The organism is Pseudomonas sp. R3-52-08, from assembly GCF_003851745.1.
Taxonomy (GTDB): domain Bacteria; phylum Pseudomonadota; class Gammaproteobacteria; order Pseudomonadales; family Pseudomonadaceae; genus Aquipseudomonas.
This window is the reverse complement of record NZ_CP027730.1, coordinates 3,890,767-3,911,008: the sequence shown is the minus strand read 5'-3', so window position 1 is coordinate 3,911,008 and position 20,242 is coordinate 3,890,767. Positions and strand designations below refer to the sequence as shown.

Below are 20,242 nucleotides of genomic sequence, written 5' to 3'. Positions count from 1 at the left end.
GGCTTTAAAAATACTTCCACATTTCAAAAGCTTGCGGTATATTCCGGTTCGCTTCGTTAAGAAGCAAACCCAGTAACACGCCTAGTCGGGGCGTAGCGCAGTCCGGTAGCGCACTAGCATGGGGTGCTAGGGGTCGAGTGTTCGAATCACTCCGTCCCGACCATATTATTCAATGACTTAGCCGCTTTCTAGCGGCTTTGTTGTTTTTGCCATAGTGACTTTCCGAGTGACCCTGGCGTTCTTCATCATGCCTCCCTCCTTTTCAGAATCGTCAGCGCTGGTGCGCGTGAGTCGGTTGCTGATACCTTGTTTGCCGCCGCAATCAGCTGATCCAGTTCCGCCGCCGAGTAGTGGCTGGTGATGCTCCCGTTCTTGTGGCCGAGCAGCGCTTTGCGATCCTCCTCCGTCACGCCAGCAGCACGCAGCCTTCTCCCAAAGGTGTGCTTCAAGTCGTGAATTCGGATTCTGGCAAAGCCGTCATGTGCCGGTCGCAAGAATTTCTCCTGCCACTTCTTCGCCGCTCGGATCCGCGCCTTCTTCCAGGCCGAGTCGTTCATGCGGTGAACCGTCGTTTCATTCCCATCGCCATCTGGCTTGCCAAACGGAAACACGTAGAGCGGATGCTTGCCGCGTTGCTTCTCGATCACCGACTTGGCCACGTCATTCATAACGACCAGGCGTTCGTCTCGGTTTTTCACGCCGGCCCTGGCACTCCTCCCCCCAAACCCGGCAGGGATCAGGAATACGCTCGTTCCAAGCTCCGGTACCGCAATCTCCCAATTCCACTGAAGCTTGCAAACTTCCTGCTCCCGGCAACCGGTGTTGACCTTGAACATCGCCATGGTCTGAAGGTGTGCCGGGAGTTCAGCGAACAGGATTGACTGCTCCTCCCATGAAAGCGGGTAGGGCTTTCGACTGTTCGTCTTCTCATCCAGCAGGGAGATCATCGGAACCACATCGAGCAATGGCCGGCGCTCCTCATCACGCCACTTGCGCGCGCAGAGGTTCAACACCCGGATGACCCGCTGAAGCGCAATGTTCACCGTTCGATTGGTGACCGGTTTCCCTACCGCTGGATGTAGCTTCGACTGGATGTATGGCGCGAGTGCATCGTCATCGATGTGTGTCAGCGGCATATCCCCAATGAACGGGTCAAGTTGTTCCATATAGGTGGCCGAGATATGGATCGAGGCCTGATCCTTCACTTCCAGCAGGAAACGAGTCGCCGCCTCCCGCCACGTCCTGACCCGCCGAACGCCATACACCTTCTGCTGGCGCAATTTCTCCAGCTTATGGATTAGGTACTGCTCTGCTTCGGCGCGGTTACAAGTGCCAGTACTCTCTTGAATTCGCTCTCCTCTATACTTTTTGTCGATCTTCCAGATGCCGTTCGGCATTTGCTGGAGCCCGGTGATAGCTTTTTGGGCCATGGCAATTCTCCTTTCTTCTTGCCCTGGCGCTCACTGCGGGGGCGATTGTTGTCCCGATCGGCCTGCTTTTCAATTGCCATGGACTCAGCCCAGGAATCTGCCCATTCATCCAGCTCGATGCGGTCGAAGCCAACACCCTGTTTCCCAATGGGAAATTCACGGACGTTAGGCCGAACCGTCTTATTAAATTCTTCCCTGCACATGCCCAGGTACGCGGGGGCAGTTGACGCTCTGAGGAAGCGCGGCGTGGTCTCTTTGATGGGTAATGCAGTTGACTTGGCCATGGCGTCATCACTGTTCGATAGAGGACATTATTTGCACTGACTTCCTGACGGGAAAGGCCTCGCCCTCCCACTTGCCGGGTTTGCCGCGTATCGCGCCATGCAGGTCGTAGCGGTGGGGCTTTTTGCTGGCGAATAGCTTTTCACACGCCTTCAGCAAGGTGCTTTCATCTTCAATTGCCAGCAACTCCTGGCCAGCCGTCGAGCCCACCTGAATCCAGCCGGATTTGTCCCGCCCGTAGTTTTCTGTCTTGAACAAGCGATACCTGTTCCGGTGTCCGGTACCGGGTGAAGAGGTCTCGGTGTTCATGTAGAACGCGACGCCATCGAGGCGCACCCGGAGTACTGTCTTAGCCATGGGGTGTACCACCTTGAAAGTGGTCGGCCAGCACCTGGCGCGCGTCGACCCCGCACGATGCTGACATAGCGTAAATTTGGCCGAAGGTGGTTTCCCGGCGCTGCAGGGCGTTGAACAGCTCAATCAGACGCTCGCCCAGCTGTCCGTTGCGGCGGCTCATTGGCCCGAACTCCCAGCAGGTGGGAGTGGAGCGGCGGCACTTGCCAGCGCGCCCAGCAGCAAGGCTTGGCGATTCTGTCCGTCCAGATACTGGCGCACGGCTTGGATGAATACGCTGTTCATGCTGCGGTCCGCGGCGTTCGCAGCCGCCTCAATGTCAGCGCGCAGGCCGGCAGGCAGGCGCACCACAAACTTGTCGGCGGTGCGGGAATCGTATTGGTTGGTGGTCATGATGATCTCCTGGCGAGCTCTTGAAATATTGGGAGCTGGCTGACTGGGTTAATCGCCTGATTTCGGCGTGGTGATGAGGAGGAATAAGCAGGCGCTTGCAATGAGCCAGACTGTGGTGCCGAAGAAAGCCGCCGTCACGTCGAAATCCGAGGAACTGCTGATCAGGTCGCGGGCGGCAAAAAGCAGCCAAGCGCCAGAGGCGGTGATGTAGAGCAGGATGGAAATCATCACTTTGAATAGCTGAAGCGGTGTGGTGGGTTTACGGGACATTCACTTTCTCCAGGGTGAGCAAGGGCCCGCCACGTTGTTGGCTTTCACAAAAAATTGAGGTGCTCTTGTTTCGCCATGAGGTGGCGAAGGAGTGGCTGCAAATTAGCAATAGCTAAATAAATTAGCAAATTGTTTTTGAGATTTGACGTTTGCTAATTTTTCGCGGGGAGAAAGCTTTCAACTCGTAGTGGCTAAATAATGGTGTTAGATTCGCTTCATTACGACTGGTTGGCAGCACCAGCTAGAGCTTCAGTTTGCCGGCCTCAGGACATAAAGGGACTTTATGAAAAAGATGCTTCTTTGCCTCTCAATGGCAGCGCTCCTCTCGGGCTGCGCTAGCAGTGGCACCAAAATCGAACAAGCCCAGATCGACAGTTTGGTCAAAGGCAAAACCACCAGCAATGAAGTAATTGCTCTTCTCGGCCCGCCCACAGCAGTCACTCAGAATTCTGACGGATCGCAGGTTTTGGGTTGGGGCTATGCCTACGTCGGTTTCGCAGGTATCGGCACAGAGGTAGAGAGCACGACGGTGACCATTGCTCCTGATGGGAATGTGAGCAGCTATGCCCGAAGCGGGTCGAAGGTCGGGGGAGGGGCGCCATCGAAATATTCCGCTGCGCCCGTGCAGCCGACACCTGGACCTATGACCAAGAGTCAATACAAGCAGGTCCAGCTCCAGAAGCTCACTGAGCAAAACCTGCCTTATGACGAATACCAGAAGCGCTATCAGGAAATAATGGCGCAATAGGTCTTAAGGTATGCCCCTCGCCAAGCCCAATCCGCAACTGCGCCGCGAGGTCAAGGCAATAGCGTTCAACCTTGAGCAGTCCTGTGTCGACCTGGGAAAGCTTTCGGAAAAGCTCAGCGATGCCGATGCCATAGCCCTGATGGGGTTGGTGGGTACGCTTTATGAGGAGGCAGATAGACTGGTGGCTTATGCGGATGAGGTCAGAGATCAGCGCATCACCAGGGCCAAACCGGAGTAGGAAGCAACCCGAAAAACCCATTCATATCTCAAGGACGAAGACGTGGTAGACACGCTCCTTACTGATGCGCAGATCAATGATCTGCTCACTTGCAATAAAACCATATCAAACCCCGGCGCTCGCTGGAAAGATATGCAGTCGTGCAAGCAGAAGAACTACGATGTAATCTCGGATGATGGCGCAGAATTCGAAATTTACTTGCGACAGAACTCCAGGATTGCACATAGCTTCTCATGCGGGATATTTCTAAAGCACCCCTCCGGCGATACGATCACGCTAGCGCGATACAACGGCAGCTGCCATCCTCATCAGAATTTGCTTGAGGATGGGGAGCGGATTGATTTCACTCCGCACATACATCGCGCAACGGAGCGCTACATGCGTGCCGGCAGAAAGCCAGAGCATTACGCCGTTGCCACGAACGCCTACACTGATCTTGAGGGGGCGCTTTGGGCAATGCTGCAGGATTGCAATATTTCTGGCCTGCAAAAGCCCGTCCCGCCAACAATCGAGAACGGGGCAGTCAAGGGTATGACGACACAGCTGAGTTTTTTTGATGAATGAACTAACTGAAATCCGCGAATCACTCTGCACAGCCTTCTGCGAAGATGTTGCTGTGCGTGAGTGCGGGGATTTGCTGGCGGTATCTCTCCCGCTGGTTGCACGCGACGGGGATCAGTTCACTGCTTATCTAGCCAGGACGTCTGGTGGCTGGCGGTTGTCCGATGCTGGCACAACAATGATGCGCCTGAGCTACGAGAACGACATTTCAAAATACTCAAATGGCTCGCGAGGAAAGTTCTACCAAGGAATCCTGGCAGAATCCGGACTGCGCGATGAAGATGGTGAAATTTTCATTGAGGTTCCAGCGGATAAGCTGGTGCGGGGCCTGTTTGACCTGACTCAGGGTTTGTCGCGCGTTGAAGACATGGCGCTATGGTCACGCTCCCGTCTTGGTTCGACGTTCTACGATGATCTGCGGGCGGCCTTGAAATCCATCCTTCCTGCTGACAGCTTTGAGGAAAACTATGTGCCTGAGATTGCGGATGGCCCGGCCTACACGGTCGATTACCGGATACAGTCGCAAGGCCGGCCTATTTATCTCTTCGGGGTAAATGGCAAAGATAAAGCGAGAATTACCACGATTACCCTTCTGCACCTGAAGCAGGTTGGAGAGTCTTTCACCTCGATCATCGTTTGCAGCGATTTCTCTTCTCTTCCAAAACAAGATCACACCCGCCTGCTCAAGGCGGCGAATGATTTTGTGCCGGACATTGCTGATATTGATAACTTCAGAGACAAAGTTCTTCACCACATTCGTTAAGCCCGGCTCAGCGCCGGGCTTCTTGTTTCTGGCGACCGCCATGCTCTGCTATTGTGGCGATCTCTGGACGTGATGGAAGCAACGAAGAATGGACTCATGGAAGACGCTGGCGATCGCCCTGCTGGCAGCGGTCAGCACGCAGGCCGTATCAGGTGATGGTGCTAACCCTATCGCTGCCGCGATATTTCTCACAATCTCCGCGCCAACCATTTTAATTGGAGCGACCACATCTCTCACGACCGAGCCGCCAAAGGTTTTCAAATCGGCGAAGACCGACGCTCTGGCATTCATTGGTTCGGAGGGCGAGATTCGCGGCGCTCAGTTTGAGCAAGCATCTCAGTTCTATCGCTCGACCTACAGGTTGCCTCTCATGTCTGACATGCAACTGGCCCAAGCAATCGCTACTTCTCTCTGATCGACCTTCAAGCTTGCCGTGACACCAGACCATCCGTTTTTGGGACATCCTTTTCACTTGGCATTTACACGACGGTGAGTAAGGTCGCCCTACTCCTTTGAAAAATTCCCATTAGGCCCGCACTTAAGCGGGCCATTTTTTTGCCTGCGGCTATGCTTCCCACGCCCTTCCCGGATGGCCGGAGTCAACGGACAACTGGACCCGACGACGGGTTATCTTTCTTCTGGCCTATCCTGGCCCGCCATACATTGCGCAGTACTGCAAAGCAATGCTCCGGCGTGCTTCACAAGCCTTATCCACTCATCACCTTTGATGAGGTCGGCTCGCTCCATGGCATCAACCCGCCTCAGCAATTCGAAGTATTTAACCTCTGCGCCCGTTCGACTTCCATCCAGCGCTGAAAGCTCTCACCAGGCTGTCAGGGTCAATTTTCGTCGTGCCTCTCTCATTGGGGCCTCTATCACGGTTGTGGGTAAACTCAGCATAGTCGCGATGGCAGGTATCCAGTCAGTGTTAGAGCAACGACGGCTGTACGCCACGAAACACATAGGGTTCCCCCCCAAGCCCTAGTGAAAACCTTTCAGTCGGCTGCTCATCTCTGCAAAACTGACCGACCCACCCTTATCAAAATCCCACGCCTTGACACTAGAGGTTCCTCATCTACTCTTCCCACAGACCGCACCCAGGGACCGGGTGGCCGGACTCCCTTTTAGGGCCGCGGTCGGCAACTGCCACTCAAACAAGGAGTTGTAAAATGTCTGGATCGACCCAAACCATTGATGTACTCATCGCTATTGACGCCGATTACTTGATCGCCAACCCCAACGCATTAGTAGCTAATGCGGTTTCCATGCTCGTGAATCGCGATGCGATCGATAGCCAAGCCAGCGGCATCACCGCCGACGGAGGCTACGAACTGTGGATCGACCTCAACCCGGGAGACATCGTCCGCTGGCGTGCCACCACCCTGTCGCGTAACTTTGACCGCGTCGCAATTATTATCGGCATCAACCAATCCAAGGATTCCACGCAGGGCGGCTCCATTTCTGCACCAACGCCCATAAACGTTAAAAATATCCCGGTGCCCTATCTAGAGGACGGCCAAACCCAAGCCTTCGCTAAAACCGATGTGACCTACACCGTTTGGCAGGCCGTTGCTGAAAGCGAGGGGAAGCTCGCCTATCAAATCAAATTCGTCCTGCTGGACCGTAGCCTGAAGCAAATCGGCGAAACCCATACCTGGGATCCTTACATCACCGTCACTGACCACTAACTGGAATAGCCGAGACGTCGCGCACAGACCCGACCGGTGGCATGCCGGTCAGGTCCGCTCGCAGACGCATTATCGATTTAGCCCGCAATGAACAAGAACTTTGAAGCGAATTCATGTGCTTGGATAAAATCTAATGCCCTCTCTCGAATACTCTCTTCCTGACACTCTCGAACGCATTTGCGAGAACCAGCTCGCTCTTGAGGCTGCTTTGATGGAGCTGACATTGCTCGTCGAAAGCCAAGGCAGCGCCGAGGCTGGCGGCAACGTGCGCGGTGCCCTGGAGACGATCGGCGAGAACGCCGGGCACATCAAGCAGGGTATTGCTAGGCTGAGGGCGCAGGGGCGGGATTGATCGCCAGGGGGAGGGCGGCCACGATCTCGTCCATCTTCGCTTTGTCTCGCTCAAAGTAGGCAGCGCTGGCACGTGTAATTGCGAGCTGATGCTCCCCAATTTCGACGACGTCCACCAGGGCGAAAAGTGAGATCAGGTCTAGCCCTTCGGCTCTACTAATCACCGTGTTTGGTGGTCCACGCTCCTCATCCAGCATGGCTGCAAATTCTTCGGCATCTTCGTGCGTGCTGAAAAGCTCAAGCATTTCCGTCGACCAGATTTTACTTCGATCGCGATACGCAACTGTCTCCGGATATCCTTGGCTTCCCAGATAATAAGCGTGCCTGTTTGCGAGAGCTTTGGTGTCTGGATGGTTGGGGCCGCGGCGAATTACCCAAGCGCCGTTAGGGCCCTTCCTGCTGATGTGCGGGAGGAGGGCGTATTGCTTGATGGTTAGTTCTTCGAATGGGTTGTGCGGCAAAGCGGGGCGCCCCAAATGCAGAGCTGTCGCACCGCAGCTAAACTTCACGCGATAGCTATCTGATGAACCCCAGCCTCCATTGGGCTCGTACCTGGCCATTAATCGAATTATCGCAGGTATCAGCGCCTGGGATTTCTTGCCCATCATGGGAGCTATCCGGAGGAGCTTTCTATCCCGATCGCTGACTTCTTCTGCCGGTACCGGATCGAGGTCTGCCGAGGTGAATTCGACAAACTCCCAGTCAACGAGGCCTTTTCTCTCCTGCGCTGCTAACTCCTGCAGACGCTCCGCTTCCATGTACAGCTGTTCCGGTCGCAGCGGGATCGAGTCCGTCTCGCGTGCTGCGCGGCCGGCGCTATGGACAGGCTTAATTGAATCGATCGCAGCTCTCCAATCGCAGCCAGGCTCGGTCCAAATCACGATTGCGTCAGGGAACGCAACTCCTGAGGTGCTGCTCTCTGGTTTTCCGAAGTAATAGCTAACGTACGGAGGGGCGCCGAAGAACGTCTTCGTCATAGTGCGAGGCGCAGGGTGAGGGCCTTCCACAAGTTGGTACTCAAGGACAAGATCCAGGTCGCCACACATCAGCGCGCCTCGGGCGTACGAGCCGACAGCCCACAGCGAAGTGATCTCAACCCGGGACGTCACTGCTTTGTTGAAGAAGTCTTTGTGAGCGATAGCTCGGGTGGATGCCTCGTCCAGCTTCTGGCATATCCGGGTGAGCTTCCTTGTGAACGATTCGCGGGGATAGCGCTTCTCGAGTGCAGCCATGCTCTTGTCTCTTCACGCCGGGTGAGGAGACTGAACGTATCACTCTGGGCAGCTAAACCACCATTAGCAACAAGTACAGATAGGCGCTGCACGCTCGAGCATTGGGACGCTCCGTTTGATATTGGAGTTCAACCAGACTTAGTGAACAGGGCCTTCAACCGTTCCGCTGCAGTTTCGTTTTTCAACTCGTCCTCTGCTTCGTCAAGACGCGCCTTGGTATCCGCAAGCAGTTGCTTCATGGCCGTCGATGACTTTTCTGTCTGAAGGGCGTGATGGAGCGTGAGTCCGCCGATCCCTATCATCACCGCCCAGTGCCACCGCAACCCTTCCATGAACATTCCAATCACGCCCGTGGCGCCTACGAAGCAAAGCGCCACGAGTACCAATGTCTTCGCCGATCCAATCCGAGACCGGCGCGCATCAATCGACGAGCGCAAAGCCTCTATAAAAGTATTCAGCTCATTGATTTCTGCTTCAAGCTTGCGAGCTTTTGCCTCATTCATTTGCATATACGTCCATAAATACGCAGGTTCCAGTCTTGTTGGAGGTCGCCATTCGGCTTGCGGTGGACAAGGCCCAACCGGTTAGTGGGCAATCTGAAGGCGTCAGTACATGTTCGGGCACTTGTAAAGCTTGATCGACGAACTGTCCAGGCCAGTACTGCCAACCACATAAAGCGTTTGAATGTTGGCCTTCTGTGCAATAAAGCCTTCACAGGAGTAGCTGCACATCATGATCCTGGCAGTAAAGCAAACGTTCTGTAGCTTGAGCTTGTACAAGTCTTGAGGCCAGGTCATGCAGTCGTAATTGCCGAGAGGAGGGCAGGTAACTCGCTCAAGTCCGCCAGAAGCCAAGATTGTTGATCCTGCCAGGTTATCAATATCTCCATACCCCCACGCCGTTTGGCTCAGCGCAGCAACGGTCAGCGGCAACATCATCCAGCGCAGTGTGGGCATCATCTTTCCATGATTCAGGTGGTGGGGCGCTGACTCTACCAATCCCAGATGCCGCCCTCAACGCCTGAATGCCCGGTCATTTTGGGTGTGTTCCTCGGATGCGCCGCAGGGCTATTACAATTTGCTAACGGGCTGGTTAAACTGGTGTCATCGCTGGATGGATAGACAGCTATGGGACGCGGTATGCGAGGTGTGACATGAGCTTCAGCGGTTTTTTGGCTGTGGATCCTTACTTAACTTTCGCTGACGGCGAGTTAGGATTTAAAGAAAAACTGTTCATAGGGCTTGATGGCGTACCAAGTGACAGGTCTTGGTATGGCAATGAGTGGAACGGACAGCCTTCGCTTCCATCTGTTTGGCGCCTTGGCCGTGAGGCATATGTTCTTGTTGCAAAAAAATTAGGTAAAAATCCATCGGTCCAGGATTTTAAAGATATTTACAAGGAGATTGTTGGTATTGAAGAAGAATTTGCACCTGTCGTGCAGAGCTGGATTGATGCAGATGTACTGGTTCTACATTCAGATGCGGACGAACCTCCTGTAACTAATCTGGTTGCTGAAATGCAAGATGCCCCACTTGGGTGGCTCGTAGAGGTTTTTATGAGGACGGCAAAGGATACAGTCATTAGTGGTGAAATTGCGGCGGATAAATTCCCTGATTTTGAGAAGTTACTTTCCGCTATAGCAGTAATGCACGTGGATAGCTGTGTTATCGCTAGCCATATAGATGGACGTGGACTCGATGAGGCTATTGATATAGTCCAAACAAACTTATCTTCTGCAAAGCTTTATAAAGAATGCATTGCGTCGGTTGGCCTCGCTTTGGGATCAAGAGCAAAAAAGGCCAGTAGTAGTAGGCACGCGCCCACAAACGCACTCAAAGCCAAGCTAGTCAATGAGTGGGTGGAATCAAAGCACGAGTACAGAAGCCGTGCTGATTTTGTGCGGATTATCGCTCGCGTCCATGGAGTCAAAGAAAGAACGCTTTACGAGTGGATTGGTCAATACGAGCAATCACAGCGGTAAGTTTTTACGGTTTGCGCGCATACCGTAAGGTCTGCGCGCAAACCGTACTATTGGGCTTCGAAGCGTTGATTTAATCTGCACTAATGGAGATGAGGAACTATTCGCTCTGGTCTTTGGCTAGCAATTTAATAAGCTTCTGATATGCACCTGGAATCTCAGCCTCCAACTGCGCCATCAAGTCGGGGTTTCTGTCCATACGGTCCTTCATACCGGCTGCGACTATCTTATTTACTGCCTGCTCAAAGGAGATGCCTTCTCTGGCAGCAAAATCTTCAATTGCTTTTTCCTCGGAGGCTTTAAGCATCAAGGTAATTTCACGGCCTTCGTCATCGCTGCCTTCGCCGGATAGGTCCTCCGCTGTCACCCCCAATGCCTCGGCAAGCTTGAGTAGAACCCCGAGACGCGGTTTTGCCTTCGAGGCTTCGTAGCGAGAAATCTGAGACCAAGTTATGCCGACAGCGCCCGCCAATTCCCGCTGTGTCATGTTGGCCGCTGCCCTAGCTCGGGCTAACCGCTTGCCAAACAATGCGTCCAATTCATGCTCCGTCAGTGCAAGTAAAGCCATGAAAGTACACGGCTAGGCGTGTACATGCAAAATAAGCAACATGTTGCTTTACAAAGGCAACAAAGAGCAATAAAGTCAACGCTCAGACAACGGAGAAAGCTTCATGAAAGGCGCAGAAAAGAAGGTAGTTGGCGTTCGCATCGCTGTGGTGATGCGAGAGCACCTTGAAAAAAAGGCAACTGAGAATGGACGCAGCCTAAGCAGCGAAATTGTATTCCGCCTGAGAAAATCCCTGGAGCGTGAAGATGAGCAAATCAGCCAAGCATAAAAAAACCCCAGCGCTGGCCGGCGCTGGGGTTGGGATTAACGAGATCAACTTCGAGGAAGAAATCGTCATGAATAAGCATACCGAAGTAAACGAAAAACTCAATGCTGGCGCTGTTAAAGGGGCGCTGACCGTGCCGCTTTCATTCGTACGCTGCAACGTTGAGCGACAAGATTTGTACAGCGTCTGTCCAGGCGTTCCTGCCGTCGATGCTTTAAATCAGGCATCTTGCATTCTTCATAGCGTGAGATCGGCGTTGGGGGACGCGGGAATGGCAGAGCTCATTGTTACGCCAAGCCAAGCATGGTTGCTACACTTGGCGGTCGAGTCTGCTAAGGCTGCAATCGACTCTGTCGCCGAAGGCCTGGAGAAAACGCGATGAACACTATCTCCATTCAATCCGAGCAATCTTCTGATGGTGCGCCACGTTTTCCGCAGTCTTCAAATGTGGCCCGAACAATGTCGTCACAGGAAATAGCCGATCTGGTGAGCTCTCGACACGATAGCGTCAAGCGAGCCATTGAGAGGTTGGCAGCCAAGGGGGTAATCGATATCCCACCGATGGTGGAAAAGCCTACCGGCGGCCGGCCGGTCGAGGAATATGTATTCTCCGGCGAAAAAGGAAAGCGTGACAGTCTAGTGGTAGTCGCGCAGCTAAGCCCTGAGTTCACTGGTGCGCTGGTCGACCGCTGGCAGGCACTGGAGGAATCGGCATTCCAGCCTGCGTTTGATATGACGCGCCTAAACGACCCCAAGGTTTTGCTTGCACTGCTGACTGACAACGTCCGCAAAGTTGTCGCCTTGGAAGCTGACAACACTGAGCTGTCCCAGGAAAACCACGAGTTGGAAGTGAAGGTGGAGCAGGACGCGCCGAAGGTGGCCTTTCACGACATGGTGGTGGTTTCACACAAGACGTACAACGCCGCCCAGGCTGCGAAGCTCATCGGTACCGGCCGCACCAGGCTACTGCAGTTCATGCGGCAGAAGGGCTGGATCACCCGATCGAACGAGCCGTACCAGGCGAAGATCGAGGCCGGCCTGCTGGATGTGAAGCTCGGGACCTTTGAGCATCCCATTCAGGGCACGATCCCTACGTGCTCGACACTGATCACCGGGAAGGGGCTGACGAAGCTGGAAGCGCTGTGGCGGGAGAGGGACGCCGATCTGTTGGCGTAGGAGTGAATTGAGCCCGGCCTTAGCGCCGGGCTTTGTTCGATCAGGAGGCGTAGTTTTCAAGGCGCACCTAAGAGAGTTGGCTTGATGAGCGTCACAACGTGCTATATCAGTTAATCACTATCCGTCCACGTTGGATGGAGATACAGGTGCGTTGTAGCAGGATCGATAAAAACTAAGAATCTCGTAGCGAAAAGGACCGTTGGCCCTGCGTAAGTCGAAGGTTTAGCAAGCCATTGCTCAAATATGAGCAACGGTTATAATTGGTTGACACGCACGTCAGCTTGATCTGTGCGAGCAACACATCGAGAGAGTCCCATGGCGTCAGTCGTCGAAAGCAAAACTCCAATCGCTACCAAGCTCGCACTTGTTTGTGCGCTGGCTGTGTCTGCGACCGCGTTTGCCGGTGATGCTGCTCAAATTGGGCAAGAGCCTTCCTATCGGGAAGGCGAATTGATAGCTTCAAGCTCTGCGGATGCTGACGCTCTGGCTCGAATACCTGGCCTGATCCAAATGGGTGAGCGAGTAATTGCTTTTTTTGACAGGGCTTACGCTGCCATTCTTGCTGGCGAAGTTCCACATCAACGTCTTCTGAATAATCCGTTCGTTACTGTGTCGGAGATATTTGGTCGAGCCTTGAAGGAAATTAGAGACCTCAAAGGCACGGGCGAACTGGGTCCTCATGGAGACCAGTTGATTACCGTTCTAGCGGAGTCCCGGCACAAGGCTGATCGCAACGCAAACCTGATCCGTCAGATGCTGGCAGAGCCAAAACCCTATGTCAGCGCTATTGATCGTAAAGGCTTGGTTGCTCTTGCCAAGCTGAGTCGAGAAGCTGCTTCGTCGTTCAACTCCTGATTGATGGAGCCTATTGAGGTTTCATTTCATCCGAGTACCTATGAGAGATTTTTCAAGCCTCTTGAGTCCTCCCATCCCGGATTTTTGGACCAGCTTTTAGCGGATTTTTGCCGCTATCAGCAATCCATGCGCGAAGATTTACCTGACTATTTTGGTCTGGATGTTGAATACGGTTCTCCTCCAGCGATAGCTGGATGCATCGAACATATTCACCTGTGTATCCCGCCTAGGAATTTTCCAAAGCGACAAAAGCAGGCGCAGCGTAAATGTCGGAAGGGTGAGCCTGAGAATGATATTGCGCTTGTTTACGCTAGGGGGCTTTTTGAGAATCACAAATTCTGCATTATCGGGATTTTGATGCCTTCTGCTCATGACCAAGCAAATGACAATGAACTCATGCTCTATTTAGGGCGTCTTGGACGTGAGTTTCGCAACGATAACTGAGTAGCTCTATCAAATTTCTAGCCCGGCCCAGTGCCGGGCTTTCTGCATTTGGCTCAAGGCTTTTCAGCGTTGGCCTTCTCAAGCAGTCCTGCAATGCCTTCGAGTAGAACTAGGTCCGACTCCTTGAGCCTTCCCTTCGCCGCGGCCCGGGCGAGCTTCTCGATAACCGCAACAGCTCTCGGCGTCGCCTTGTCCTGTAGGACCTGGTAGGCCGACGGCGCCTCTCGCACCAAATCCTGCCGCGTGTACTCGCCCTCGATCATCGCCGGCCCTTGCCCGTTAGGGTTGACCAGTACACCAGGCGTGAGCCCGATTTTCTGCTCGAGGTTGAGCGCTGCCTTCTCGCCCAGGGAGCGGTGCCCATTGAGGATCTGGGACAAATACGACGCGTCCAGATCGTGCTGGTCGGCGAAGTCTTTCTGGCTGAGTGGGCCGATGACACGCCGCAGCGCGTCGACCCGAAGAGTTTTGATATCCATAGGCGAATAGTGTCCCTGCGTTAGCAAACAGTAAATTATAAAATGCTATTGCTATTTGAATTAGCAAAAAGTAATCTGAGCTTCTTTCGGAGGCAAACATGACGCTACTCGAACTCATTCGGTCCCTCGACACCCCCTCGGTGGAGTCGTTGGCCAAGCGCAGCGGCACCAGTGCTGGGAACCTCAAGCAGATTGCCCACGGTTTTCGCCGGGCGGGTCCAGGCCTCGCTATTAACCTTGAACGGGAGTCGAGCAGGGCGGTGACCTGTGAAGAGCTCCGGCCCGATGTTGACTGGGCCTATCTGCGTAATTCAGGCCAAGAGCCGAATCTTTAAACCCGTTTAAAAGAAGCCCTGACCGAGGACGCATATCTTCGCCTCGAGCTGAACGTTCCGCCACGACAACCACCAAGAGGTTTCCCGAAATGGAACAGGTACATCGCGCAATCCACGAGGCAGTTCTGGAGGCGGGGCCAAAACAATTGGCTCATCTGATGGGCATGAGCCACACCGCGTTGCTCAACCGCAGCAATACCAACGATGACTCGCATCGCCTGAATCTCGAGCAGTTCCTCCAGATCCTGGTGCACAGCAACAATCCAGAGCCACTGCAATTGCTGGCTTGTGCTTTGGGGTACGAGTTGGTGCCGCTGGTTAAGCCTGATGGCAAAAGCCTGGTTCAAGCGCTCGTCCACATGGCTGCTGAAACTGGAGATGTTTCCCGGGCGGTTCATGACGCCATGGCGGATGGCCGGGTAACGCAGATCGAAAAGGCCGGCATTCAGAAGGAAATCGGCCATGTTCGGCAGAGCTTGCTGGTGCTGGAGGAGTCGGTGAAAGCGGCGTGAAGGACCGGCAGAGCAGGCGGTCGTCTGGAGACTTGCATTATTTAAAACGGGTGGAGAGTCAATTTTGCCCGGTGCAGAAAGCAACAAACCCGGCGGGAACCGGGCTCATCTAATCGTCCTGTGTGATCAGGACTACACAACTGCAGAGGTGTTAATCATGGCACGCGCAATCCGTAAAGAACAAGCAAGCTCGAATGTACATGCGTTTCCAAATCCAAAAGTACGAGATACCGAGGCCACTTTGTATGAGGCTAAAGAGGGGAGCGTACTACACGGCCTTTCCGAGGAGCAGCGTATAGCTGTTGCAGAGCTTATCCAGGCTGAGCGTAAACACTATTCTAGGTGGTGGACCTTTCTCAACGAAATGCGTGCTCGCAAGCATTTGCCGGATTGGGTCGATAACCAAGCTGTCGGTACCGGCCCCGAATACGATCGCTACCGTGAGGATTGTGAGGCTGTAAATCTGAAGTTATTTGGAACTCGGCGCGTGCTGCAAGCTGGCGGGTACTGCAGTGTGGAGTTCGACTCATGAGTCTTCCCAAAGAAACTGGCCCAACCGTCATCGACGAAGCGCACTTCGAGAAATATCCCGATGCAGCGCTGTTGTTGAAGTGTTTCGAGGTCGTCAAGGACACGCTAGACGTCATCGACGAGCCTGAGTACTCCATTGAAAAAGAGGATGACACTCACGTTGACCTGTACCGAGCCTACTACGCACTCATGGTGCTGTTCAGGCGTAGGACTGGCCACGATGCAAGGCAAGTTGCCCTGGATCACTTTGAAGCCATGAGCTGCCACTTGTTGGAGGGAAAGCCACGACCAGAAAACAGCATTCCCATCGTCGTGTTCCCTGGGGAGTGCCTACCGGATGAGGCATTCGCCGGCCTGACGGACCAACAACTGGCTTGCGCGGCGTTCAACTACAGCGATCGCGTTCGAGTTCTGATCATGGACCACTCACCGCAGGCTTTGGCGTTGGACGAGGCTCGCACGCTCTCAATTGACTCCACCACAGCACTGCGCCTGCTGGTGTTGCGCCTGTCTGGCGGCTCAATGGAAACCATGGGTGCCGGGATGTGCCGCAAGCATGGGGAGACGCTGCAATGATCGGCTCTGTCGAATCAACTACGGGAATCCCCGTAATTAAACCTGCAACGGCCTGCACCATCGCCGGCCCCTGGCCAACCTACGGTAACTTCCGAACGCTTCCAGAGCGCGAGCGCTGGGTGCTTTACGGCAGCGCCAAGGCCTACCGCGAGTCGCTGGAGCGCCAAGGTTTCGAGATGGCTGAAACCTACGATGCCTTCATCCGTCGCGTGACAGAGGAGCTGGATATCTGATGGCGCGCATTAGGACGATCAAGCCAGAGTTCTGGAGCAGTGAACAGGTGATGGAGTGCCAGGCTCTGACACGCTTGCTGTTCATTGGTATTTGGAATTTTTGTGACGATGGCGGCAATCATCCTGACTCGGAGAAAACCATCAAGGCCCGGGTTTTTCCCGGTGACGAAATCAGCTCGTCGAGTATTCGTCGAATGCTCGACGAGCTGTCGTCGAACGGTCTTTTGGCCTTCTACGAGCACTCTGGCAAGCGGTATTTGCATGTCAGCGGGTGGGAGCACCAAAGGATCGATAAACCAACCTTCAAGTACCCGGAGTTTGTTCAGTCCCCAGCGGTGTCCAGTCCGCCACTTCTGGGGGCTGGCACTGATGACAACCAGAAACCGGGGCCTGGAGGTGATTCTGTCGGCGAGCCCTCTAAGATCATTCGACTACTTCTCGACGAGGACTCGTCGAATCCTCTGATAGGCCTCGACCCCGGAAGGGAAGGGATGGGTAATAGGAAAGGAGAAGAACAAGATCAAGAGCATGTCCATCGTCGCGATGCTCCGCCGGACGATACGACACTGGAATCTCAAGCTGAGGCAAATGGGCAGGCGCAACCCGTAACTGATCAACCCGCTTCGGCGGACTTGAAACCGAAGCGAGATATCAAACCTGCAGCTGCGGATCCGCTAGACGGTTTTGAGCAGTTCTACCGGTTGTACCCGCGGCGTCAGAAACGACCGAGCGCCGAGTCAGCCTGGAAGAAGCTCAAACCTGACGCTGCACTGCGCGAAACCGTGCTTGCTGCATTGGCAAGGCACTGTCTGCGACCTGACTGGATCAAGGACGGCGGCCAATACATTCCGCTCCCAGCTACCTGGCTCAACGGCCGATGTTGGGAAGACGAGCTCCTGGCTACGACCGAGCAGTCCCATCACGTGGACCTCAACAGAATTGACCACACCGACGGCCTTGAGCAGCAGACCGACGGCACCTATCGAATTGCGAGCGTGACCCCATGACCACAAAACCAAAGTACACCCTCGAAACTCGGGCGGGTGAATGCCAGGTGGATGGCAGCTTTGCTGATCACCTGGTGCAACAGTTTGGCGCCGATCCGGTTTGGTTCGGTTGCCTCCGTTGCCACTTCGATGCTCGCCACTCACAAGACTTTGACCAGCGTTCGAAGGCGGTGGGTATCCAGCGGGACCGACTGCTGAACGAACGCCTCCTCGACGCAGGTATCCCCTATCGCTTCATGGGCTGCACTCTGGACAACTGGATTGCTGAGGCTCCTGCGCAGGTTCAAGCGCATGCAGCCTGCGGCGGTTTCGTTGAAGCATTCGGCGAGAACTTTGCCGTCGGGCGTTCCGCGATGTTGCTGGGTACCGTTGGCACAGGAAAAACGCACTTGGGCGCGGCCATACTGCAGGCCGTGATCCGCGAACACGCTCATGATGGACTACGCGGTCTTTACGCTACCGCCGGTTCAATCATCCGCGATGTGAAAGCCACGTTTGGCAATCGCGGGCGTACCGAGGCGGATGTCTACGCCGACTTGATTCACCCCGACCTGCTGGTCATCGATGAGGTTGGCGTTCAGCACGGGACCGACTTCGAACGCCAGGTGCTGTTCGAGGTGATCAATGGCCGGTACGAGAAGATCAAGCCCACAATCGTGGTGAGCAACCTGGGCGTGACCGAGCTGCGCCAGTGCCTGGGTGATCGAGCTGTTGACCGCCTGCGCGACAAGAGCGGCATTGTGGTGGTATTTCGCTGGGCATCTGCGCGGGGTGCCGTATGAGCCGCGAACTGTTCAGCATCGAAGCCGAGCATGGCGTCCTGGGCGCGATCATGCTGAAACCGGATCTGTTCGACGAAGTGACCAGCAAGGTCAGCGTCTCCGATTTCCACGACTTGGAGAACGCCGCGCTCTACCAGGCAATCATTGACTGCCACGCCACAGGTGATCCGGTTGACCCGGTCACAGTTGGGCTTTGGCGGCCGAAGTTGCCGAGCGGTGATAGCACCCTGGCGTTCGCAGTCGAGATCGTCAATAACGTGAGCAGCACCGCCAACTGGAAGACGTACGCTCGGCACGTTCGGGAGCGGGCAATACTTCGTCGGGTGGTTGAGGCCGGAGATGTGATTCGTGAGCAAGCCACGGAAGAACTACCGCTTGCGGAGATCATCGCACTTGCCCAGCAGGCGACGGCTGACCTACGTGATCTGGACGACGACGGCCAGCGGGATTACTACAGGGCGAGCGAAATCCTTCCTGGTGTTGTCGACGCCATAGACTCGAAGTTCAACAAAACGATGCCAACCGGGCTTTCGACTGGGCTGACGGATCTTGATGAGTTAGTGCGCGGGTTACGTCCGGGCAACATGATCGTCGTTGGCGGCCTGACAGGTTCAGGCAAGACCATCCTCGGCCTGCAAATCGCCCAGCACGTCACCTGCAACCTTGATGGCGTCGGCTTGGCTTTCTCCATGGAAATGACCAAGGAGGAATTGATCACTCGCGGTCTTGCATCGATCGGTAGCGTCAATCTGAGCAAGTTGGACAGTGGCGATCTTGAAGACCATGACTGGCCAAAGCTAACCAGCGCGGTCAGCGTCCTCAACGAAGCCAAGCTGTTTGTAAATGACCAAGCGGGCATGACGATGCCCCGCATCCGCTCAATCGCCCGGCAATGCCAGCGCAGGGAAGGGCTCAGCGTGTTGCTGGTCGATTACGTCCAGTTGATCAGCGCCGAAGGTAGCGCCAATCGCTCTATCGAGGTCGGGAAGATATCTACGGCCCTGAAGAACCTGGCCAAGGAGCTCAAGATCCCGGTGATCGTGCTGGCCCAGCTCAACCGCGGCTCAACCAATCGTCCAGACAAGCGTCCTCGCCCGAGTGACATCCGGGACTCTGGGCAGATCGAGCAGGACGCTGATGTAGTGATCTTGGTGCACCGCGATATGGACAGCGAAGAGGGCCAGAACGGAGTAACCGAACTCATCGTCGGCAAGGTCAGGCACGCAAAGGTCGGTTCGTGCCTTGTGCAGCAGCAGGGCAAGTACGTCAGGTTTGTTGATTTCGGAGGTAAAGCACCAAGCACCGAAGAGGTTGAAATGGGGCGCGTATTGAAATTCACCAGCCGCTCAAAGGGGAGAAAAGATCATGAGTAATGTCACAGCAGCATTGCCGCGCAAAAGCATGAGCGACCTGGAGCGGCGCTTTCTGAAGATTGCGGGTGAGGAACTGGCCAAGGTCAAAGTCGGCGGGCCGAGTGCGCTGGCCTACCTGTTGGATATGGTCGCCAGTTGGCACGGCAGTCGAGCGCAGATTGGTTTCCATGATTTCGGGCAACGCTGGCTGATCGAGGGCAATGCAAAGAACAAACCCGCTGACCGGTTGCTGCGTGACCTGTTTGGCCTGATTGATCCAGATCCGAGGAAAGCCGCATGAATACCAGAAAACCAGCGCGTCTTCCTTTGGGTGATACCGAGTACATGCTTGAACAGTGGGGCTTCTGGCGCATGGATGGTATGGGCGTGCCGAGCTATGTGTCGCCGTCCTGGGCGATCATGAGAGATATGATTCCATCGACATGTAGGTCCTATGTCATAACGGATGAACTGGCTATTGTCGTTGATGGCGCAGTTGCTAGGCTTTGCAAGCGGGCGCCTGAAATGGGCGACTTCGTTTGGCTGTACTACGCGGCCAAGTGGCCAGCCAAGCGAGTTGGCAACAAGTACGATATGAGCGAAGCCAAGGCCAGGGAAATCATCAAGACGGGCGTCGGATGGATAGACTGCTCGCTGGAGCGATTCATCGAAGCCGCATAAAAAAATACTTGCACACGCGGAATAGCCTTGTTTTCATGGCAACGTGTTCAGCTTTTCAAGCGCGACACACAAAGAGCCCGGCCTTCGAGTCGGGCTTTTTGTGCGAGTACAGAGCGAATACACAGTAGCTGGGATGTTGACAGAACTCTTTGGTTGGG

Annotated in this window: 33 protein-coding genes and 1 tRNA gene; 24 read left to right on the top strand and 10 right to left on the bottom strand. The window is 54.7% G+C overall.

Annotation, left to right across the window (positions count from 1 at the left end):
* Positions 1-86 precede the first annotated feature (86 nt).
* A tRNA-Pro gene (locus C4J91_RS17935) sits at positions 87-163 on the top strand.
* A gap of 82 nt (positions 164-245) precedes the next feature.
* On the opposite strand, the gene C4J91_RS17930 is transcribed toward C4J91_RS17935, so the two are convergent.
* From C4J91_RS17930 to C4J91_RS17915, 5 genes are all read right to left on the bottom strand, one after another.
* On the bottom strand, positions 246-1,430 hold the full coding sequence (locus C4J91_RS17930) for a tyrosine-type recombinase/integrase (RefSeq protein WP_124363567.1): 1,185 nt from the start codon (positions 1,428-1,430) through the stop codon (positions 246-248).
* 291 nt (positions 1,431-1,721) lie between these two features.
* Complete coding sequence (locus tag C4J91_RS17925; protein ID WP_124363566.1) at positions 1,722-2,069, bottom strand: hypothetical protein; 348 nt, start codon at positions 2,067-2,069, stop codon at positions 1,722-1,724.
* A complete protein-coding gene (locus C4J91_RS27615; protein WP_164484556.1) occupies positions 2,062-2,229 on the bottom strand; it encodes a hypothetical protein in 168 nt (55 codons plus the stop codon). Before C4J91_RS27615 ends, C4J91_RS17925 begins: the two co-directional genes overlap by 8 nt.
* Positions 2,226-2,459 carry an Arc family DNA-binding protein gene (locus C4J91_RS17920; RefSeq protein ID WP_124363565.1) on the bottom strand — a complete coding sequence of 78 codons (234 nt, stop codon included), beginning with the start codon at positions 2,457-2,459 and terminating at the stop codon, positions 2,226-2,228. The genes C4J91_RS27615 and C4J91_RS17920 overlap by 4 nt, the downstream gene beginning before the upstream one ends.
* Positions 2,460-2,507: 48 nt before the next feature.
* Entirely contained in the window at positions 2,508-2,729 is a 222-nt protein-coding gene (locus C4J91_RS17915; protein ID WP_124363564.1) for a hypothetical protein, read from the bottom strand.
* Between the two features lie 283 nt (positions 2,730-3,012).
* Here C4J91_RS17915 and C4J91_RS17910 point away from each other — a divergent pair, with 283 nt between their 5' ends.
* The 7 genes from C4J91_RS17910 to C4J91_RS17880 all read left to right on the top strand — a co-directional run bounded on the left by C4J91_RS17910 (position 3,013) and on the right by C4J91_RS17880 (position 7,079).
* The gene (locus C4J91_RS17910) at positions 3,013-3,477 is read left to right on the top strand and encodes a hypothetical protein (RefSeq protein ID WP_124363563.1); all 465 of its coding nucleotides are present in this window, start codon (positions 3,013-3,015) and stop codon (positions 3,475-3,477) included.
* Between the two features lie 10 nt (positions 3,478-3,487).
* The gene (locus C4J91_RS17905) at positions 3,488-3,715 is read left to right on the top strand and encodes a hypothetical protein (RefSeq protein ID WP_124363562.1); all 228 of its coding nucleotides are present in this window, start codon (positions 3,488-3,490) and stop codon (positions 3,713-3,715) included.
* A gap of 42 nt (positions 3,716-3,757) precedes the next feature.
* A complete protein-coding gene (locus C4J91_RS17900; protein ID WP_177412832.1) occupies positions 3,758-4,279 on the top strand; it encodes a hypothetical protein in 522 nt (173 codons plus the stop codon).
* Positions 4,272-5,039, top strand: coding sequence for a DUF1828 domain-containing protein (locus C4J91_RS17895; protein WP_124363561.1), 768 nt, complete (start codon positions 4,272-4,274; stop codon positions 5,037-5,039). The genes C4J91_RS17900 and C4J91_RS17895 overlap by 8 nt, the downstream gene beginning before the upstream one ends.
* A gap of 88 nt (positions 5,040-5,127) precedes the next feature.
* Positions 5,128-5,454: a DUF2388 domain-containing protein gene (locus tag C4J91_RS17890; RefSeq protein ID WP_124363560.1), complete on the top strand. Its 327-nt coding sequence runs from the start codon at positions 5,128-5,130 to the stop codon at positions 5,452-5,454.
* Between the two features lie 754 nt (positions 5,455-6,208).
* Positions 6,209-6,727: an AidA/PixA family protein gene (locus C4J91_RS17885; RefSeq protein ID WP_124363559.1), complete on the top strand. Its 519-nt coding sequence runs from the start codon at positions 6,209-6,211 to the stop codon at positions 6,725-6,727.
* A 133-nt stretch (positions 6,728-6,860) separates the two neighbouring features.
* Positions 6,861-7,079 carry a hypothetical protein gene (locus C4J91_RS17880; RefSeq protein WP_124363558.1) on the top strand — a complete coding sequence of 73 codons (219 nt, stop codon included), beginning with the start codon at positions 6,861-6,863 and terminating at the stop codon, positions 7,077-7,079.
* Here the strand turns inward: C4J91_RS17880 and C4J91_RS17875 are convergent.
* The 3 genes from C4J91_RS17875 to C4J91_RS17865 all read right to left on the bottom strand — a co-directional run bounded on the left by C4J91_RS17875 (position 7,051) and on the right by C4J91_RS17865 (position 9,266).
* Positions 7,051-8,310, bottom strand: a complete 1,260-nt coding sequence (locus C4J91_RS17875) for a hypothetical protein (RefSeq protein WP_124363557.1) — start codon at positions 8,308-8,310, stop codon at positions 7,051-7,053. The genes C4J91_RS17880 and C4J91_RS17875 overlap by 29 nt on opposite strands.
* 128 nt (positions 8,311-8,438) lie before the next feature.
* Positions 8,439-8,813: a hypothetical protein gene (locus tag C4J91_RS17870; protein ID WP_124363556.1), complete on the bottom strand. Its 375-nt coding sequence runs from the start codon at positions 8,811-8,813 to the stop codon at positions 8,439-8,441.
* Between the two features lie 102 nt (positions 8,814-8,915).
* Complete coding sequence (locus C4J91_RS17865; RefSeq protein WP_124363555.1) at positions 8,916-9,266, bottom strand: hypothetical protein; 351 nt, start codon at positions 9,264-9,266, stop codon at positions 8,916-8,918.
* Between the two features lie 197 nt (positions 9,267-9,463).
* Here C4J91_RS17865 and C4J91_RS17860 point away from each other — a divergent pair, with 197 nt between their 5' ends.
* Positions 9,464-10,291: a hypothetical protein gene (locus C4J91_RS17860; RefSeq protein WP_124363554.1), complete on the top strand. Its 828-nt coding sequence runs from the start codon at positions 9,464-9,466 to the stop codon at positions 10,289-10,291.
* 97 nt (positions 10,292-10,388) lie between these two features.
* Here C4J91_RS17860 and C4J91_RS17855 read toward each other — a convergent pair whose 3' ends face one another.
* Positions 10,389-10,856 carry a helix-turn-helix domain-containing protein gene (locus C4J91_RS17855; RefSeq protein ID WP_124363553.1) on the bottom strand — a complete coding sequence of 156 codons (468 nt, stop codon included), beginning with the start codon at positions 10,854-10,856 and terminating at the stop codon, positions 10,389-10,391.
* 103 nt (positions 10,857-10,959) lie between these two features.
* Here C4J91_RS17855 and C4J91_RS17850 point away from each other — a divergent pair, with 103 nt between their 5' ends.
* From C4J91_RS17850 to C4J91_RS17830, 5 genes are all read left to right on the top strand, one after another.
* On the top strand, positions 10,960-11,124 hold the full coding sequence (locus C4J91_RS17850; protein ID WP_124363552.1) for an Arc family DNA-binding protein: 165 nt from the start codon (positions 10,960-10,962) through the stop codon (positions 11,122-11,124).
* On the top strand, positions 11,102-11,503 hold the full coding sequence (locus C4J91_RS17845) for a DUF3077 domain-containing protein (RefSeq protein WP_256681604.1): 402 nt from the start codon (positions 11,102-11,104) through the stop codon (positions 11,501-11,503). The genes C4J91_RS17850 and C4J91_RS17845 overlap by 23 nt, the downstream gene beginning before the upstream one ends.
* Positions 11,500-12,297, top strand: coding sequence for a phage antirepressor KilAC domain-containing protein (locus C4J91_RS17840; RefSeq protein WP_124363551.1), 798 nt, complete (start codon positions 11,500-11,502; stop codon positions 12,295-12,297). Before C4J91_RS17845 ends, C4J91_RS17840 begins: the two co-directional genes overlap by 4 nt.
* Positions 12,298-12,612: 315 nt before the next feature.
* Positions 12,613-13,152: a hypothetical protein gene (locus C4J91_RS17835; protein ID WP_124363550.1), complete on the top strand. Its 540-nt coding sequence runs from the start codon at positions 12,613-12,615 to the stop codon at positions 13,150-13,152.
* 3 nt (positions 13,153-13,155) lie between these two features.
* On the top strand, positions 13,156-13,596 hold the full coding sequence (locus C4J91_RS17830) for a type II toxin-antitoxin system YafO family toxin (protein WP_124363549.1): 441 nt from the start codon (positions 13,156-13,158) through the stop codon (positions 13,594-13,596).
* Positions 13,597-13,649: 53 nt separating this feature from the next.
* Here the strand turns inward: C4J91_RS17830 and C4J91_RS17825 are convergent, their stop codons facing one another.
* Positions 13,650-14,075: a hypothetical protein gene (locus tag C4J91_RS17825; protein WP_124363548.1), complete on the bottom strand. Its 426-nt coding sequence runs from the start codon at positions 14,073-14,075 to the stop codon at positions 13,650-13,652.
* A gap of 98 nt (positions 14,076-14,173) precedes the next feature.
* Between C4J91_RS17825 and C4J91_RS17820 the strand changes: the two genes are divergently transcribed.
* From C4J91_RS17820 to C4J91_RS17775, 10 genes are all read left to right on the top strand, one after another.
* Positions 14,174-14,410: a YdaS family helix-turn-helix protein gene (locus tag C4J91_RS17820; RefSeq protein WP_008431880.1), complete on the top strand. Its 237-nt coding sequence runs from the start codon at positions 14,174-14,176 to the stop codon at positions 14,408-14,410.
* An 89-nt stretch (positions 14,411-14,499) separates the two neighbouring features.
* Entirely contained in the window at positions 14,500-14,922 is a 423-nt protein-coding gene (locus C4J91_RS17815) for a phage regulatory CII family protein (RefSeq protein WP_124363547.1), read from the top strand.
* A 157-nt stretch (positions 14,923-15,079) separates the two neighbouring features.
* The gene (locus C4J91_RS17810; RefSeq protein WP_124363546.1) at positions 15,080-15,454 is read left to right on the top strand and encodes a hypothetical protein; all 375 of its coding nucleotides are present in this window, start codon (positions 15,080-15,082) and stop codon (positions 15,452-15,454) included.
* Complete coding sequence (locus C4J91_RS17805) at positions 15,451-16,029, top strand: hypothetical protein (RefSeq protein ID WP_124363545.1); 579 nt, start codon at positions 15,451-15,453, stop codon at positions 16,027-16,029. Before C4J91_RS17810 ends, C4J91_RS17805 begins: the two co-directional genes overlap by 4 nt.
* Positions 16,026-16,262 (top strand): hypothetical protein, encoded by a 237-nt coding sequence (locus tag C4J91_RS17800; RefSeq protein ID WP_053128920.1) that lies wholly within the window; start codon positions 16,026-16,028, stop codon positions 16,260-16,262. Before C4J91_RS17805 ends, C4J91_RS17800 begins: the two co-directional genes overlap by 4 nt.
* On the top strand, positions 16,262-17,269 hold the full coding sequence (locus tag C4J91_RS17795) for a hypothetical protein (RefSeq protein WP_124363544.1): 1,008 nt from the start codon (positions 16,262-16,264) through the stop codon (positions 17,267-17,269). Before C4J91_RS17800 ends, C4J91_RS17795 begins: the two co-directional genes overlap by 1 nt.
* Positions 17,266-18,051 carry an ATP-binding protein gene (locus C4J91_RS17790; protein WP_124363543.1) on the top strand — a complete coding sequence of 262 codons (786 nt, stop codon included), beginning with the start codon at positions 17,266-17,268 and terminating at the stop codon, positions 18,049-18,051. Before C4J91_RS17795 ends, C4J91_RS17790 begins: the two co-directional genes overlap by 4 nt.
* A complete protein-coding gene (locus C4J91_RS17785; protein ID WP_124363542.1) occupies positions 18,048-19,424 on the top strand; it encodes a replicative DNA helicase in 1,377 nt (458 codons plus the stop codon). Before C4J91_RS17790 ends, C4J91_RS17785 begins: the two co-directional genes overlap by 4 nt.
* Positions 19,417-19,704, top strand: coding sequence for a hypothetical protein (locus C4J91_RS17780; RefSeq protein WP_124363541.1), 288 nt, complete (start codon positions 19,417-19,419; stop codon positions 19,702-19,704). Before C4J91_RS17785 ends, C4J91_RS17780 begins: the two co-directional genes overlap by 8 nt.
* Positions 19,701-20,084 (top strand): antiterminator Q family protein, encoded by a 384-nt coding sequence (locus C4J91_RS17775; protein ID WP_124363540.1) that lies wholly within the window; start codon positions 19,701-19,703, stop codon positions 20,082-20,084. The genes C4J91_RS17780 and C4J91_RS17775 overlap by 4 nt, the downstream gene beginning before the upstream one ends.
* Positions 20,085-20,242 lie beyond the last annotated feature (158 nt).

Excerpts from the sequence above, each read along its gene's own strand:
- C4J91_RS17795 (WP_124363544.1), top strand. The coding sequence starts at position 16,262 with ATGGCGCGCATTAGGACGATCAAGCCAGAGTTCTGGAGCAGTGAACAG.
- C4J91_RS17790 (WP_124363543.1), top strand. The coding sequence starts at position 17,266 with ATGACCACAAAACCAAAGTACACCCTCGAAACTCGGGCGGGTGAATGC.
- C4J91_RS17785 (WP_124363542.1), top strand. The coding sequence starts at position 18,048 with ATGAGCCGCGAACTGTTCAGCATCGAAGCCGAGCATGGCGTCCTGGGC.
- C4J91_RS17930 (WP_124363567.1), bottom strand. The coding sequence starts at position 1,430 with ATGGCCCAAAAAGCTATCACCGGGCTCCAGCAAATGCCGAACGGCATC.
- C4J91_RS17890 (WP_124363560.1), top strand. The coding sequence starts at position 5,128 with ATGGACTCATGGAAGACGCTGGCGATCGCCCTGCTGGCAGCGGTCAGC.
- C4J91_RS17825 (WP_124363548.1), bottom strand. The coding sequence starts at position 14,075 with ATGGATATCAAAACTCTTCGGGTCGACGCGCTGCGGCGTGTCATCGGC.
- C4J91_RS17850 (WP_124363552.1), top strand. The coding sequence starts at position 10,960 with ATGAAAGGCGCAGAAAAGAAGGTAGTTGGCGTTCGCATCGCTGTGGTG.
- C4J91_RS17910 (WP_124363563.1), top strand. The coding sequence starts at position 3,013 with ATGAAAAAGATGCTTCTTTGCCTCTCAATGGCAGCGCTCCTCTCGGGC.
- C4J91_RS17815 (WP_124363547.1), top strand. The coding sequence starts at position 14,500 with ATGGAACAGGTACATCGCGCAATCCACGAGGCAGTTCTGGAGGCGGGG.
- C4J91_RS17920 (WP_124363565.1), bottom strand. The coding sequence starts at position 2,459 with ATGACCACCAACCAATACGATTCCCGCACCGCCGACAAGTTTGTGGTG.
- C4J91_RS17800 (WP_053128920.1), top strand. The coding sequence starts at position 16,026 with ATGATCGGCTCTGTCGAATCAACTACGGGAATCCCCGTAATTAAACCT.
- C4J91_RS17905 (WP_124363562.1), top strand. The coding sequence starts at position 3,488 with ATGCCCCTCGCCAAGCCCAATCCGCAACTGCGCCGCGAGGTCAAGGCA.
- C4J91_RS17810 (WP_124363546.1), top strand. The coding sequence starts at position 15,080 with ATGGCACGCGCAATCCGTAAAGAACAAGCAAGCTCGAATGTACATGCG.
- C4J91_RS17895 (WP_124363561.1), top strand. The coding sequence starts at position 4,272 with ATGAATGAACTAACTGAAATCCGCGAATCACTCTGCACAGCCTTCTGC.
- C4J91_RS17860 (WP_124363554.1), top strand. The coding sequence starts at position 9,464 with ATGAGCTTCAGCGGTTTTTTGGCTGTGGATCCTTACTTAACTTTCGCT.
- C4J91_RS17780 (WP_124363541.1), top strand. The coding sequence starts at position 19,417 with ATGAGTAATGTCACAGCAGCATTGCCGCGCAAAAGCATGAGCGACCTG.
- C4J91_RS17925 (WP_124363566.1), bottom strand. The coding sequence starts at position 2,069 with ATGGCTAAGACAGTACTCCGGGTGCGCCTCGATGGCGTCGCGTTCTAC.
- C4J91_RS17775 (WP_124363540.1), top strand. The coding sequence starts at position 19,701 with ATGAATACCAGAAAACCAGCGCGTCTTCCTTTGGGTGATACCGAGTAC.
- C4J91_RS17865 (WP_124363555.1), bottom strand. The coding sequence starts at position 9,266 with ATGCCCACACTGCGCTGGATGATGTTGCCGCTGACCGTTGCTGCGCTG.
- C4J91_RS17830 (WP_124363549.1), top strand. The coding sequence starts at position 13,156 with ATGGAGCCTATTGAGGTTTCATTTCATCCGAGTACCTATGAGAGATTT.
- C4J91_RS17845 (WP_256681604.1), top strand. The coding sequence starts at position 11,102 with ATGAGCAAATCAGCCAAGCATAAAAAAACCCCAGCGCTGGCCGGCGCT.
- C4J91_RS17840 (WP_124363551.1), top strand. The coding sequence starts at position 11,500 with ATGAACACTATCTCCATTCAATCCGAGCAATCTTCTGATGGTGCGCCA.
- C4J91_RS17855 (WP_124363553.1), bottom strand. The coding sequence starts at position 10,856 with ATGGCTTTACTTGCACTGACGGAGCATGAATTGGACGCATTGTTTGGC.
- C4J91_RS17820 (WP_008431880.1), top strand. The coding sequence starts at position 14,174 with ATGACGCTACTCGAACTCATTCGGTCCCTCGACACCCCCTCGGTGGAG.
- C4J91_RS17885 (WP_124363559.1), top strand. The coding sequence starts at position 6,209 with ATGTCTGGATCGACCCAAACCATTGATGTACTCATCGCTATTGACGCC.
- C4J91_RS17915 (WP_124363564.1), bottom strand. The coding sequence starts at position 2,729 with ATGTCCCGTAAACCCACCACACCGCTTCAGCTATTCAAAGTGATGATT.
- C4J91_RS17875 (WP_124363557.1), bottom strand. The coding sequence starts at position 8,310 with ATGGCTGCACTCGAGAAGCGCTATCCCCGCGAATCGTTCACAAGGAAG.
- C4J91_RS27615 (WP_164484556.1), bottom strand. The coding sequence starts at position 2,229 with ATGAGCCGCCGCAACGGACAGCTGGGCGAGCGTCTGATTGAGCTGTTC.
- C4J91_RS17870 (WP_124363556.1), bottom strand. The coding sequence starts at position 8,813 with ATGAATGAGGCAAAAGCTCGCAAGCTTGAAGCAGAAATCAATGAGCTG.
- C4J91_RS17880 (WP_124363558.1), top strand. The coding sequence starts at position 6,861 with ATGCCCTCTCTCGAATACTCTCTTCCTGACACTCTCGAACGCATTTGC.
- C4J91_RS17805 (WP_124363545.1), top strand. The coding sequence starts at position 15,451 with ATGAGTCTTCCCAAAGAAACTGGCCCAACCGTCATCGACGAAGCGCAC.
- C4J91_RS17835 (WP_124363550.1), top strand. The coding sequence starts at position 12,613 with ATGGCGTCAGTCGTCGAAAGCAAAACTCCAATCGCTACCAAGCTCGCA.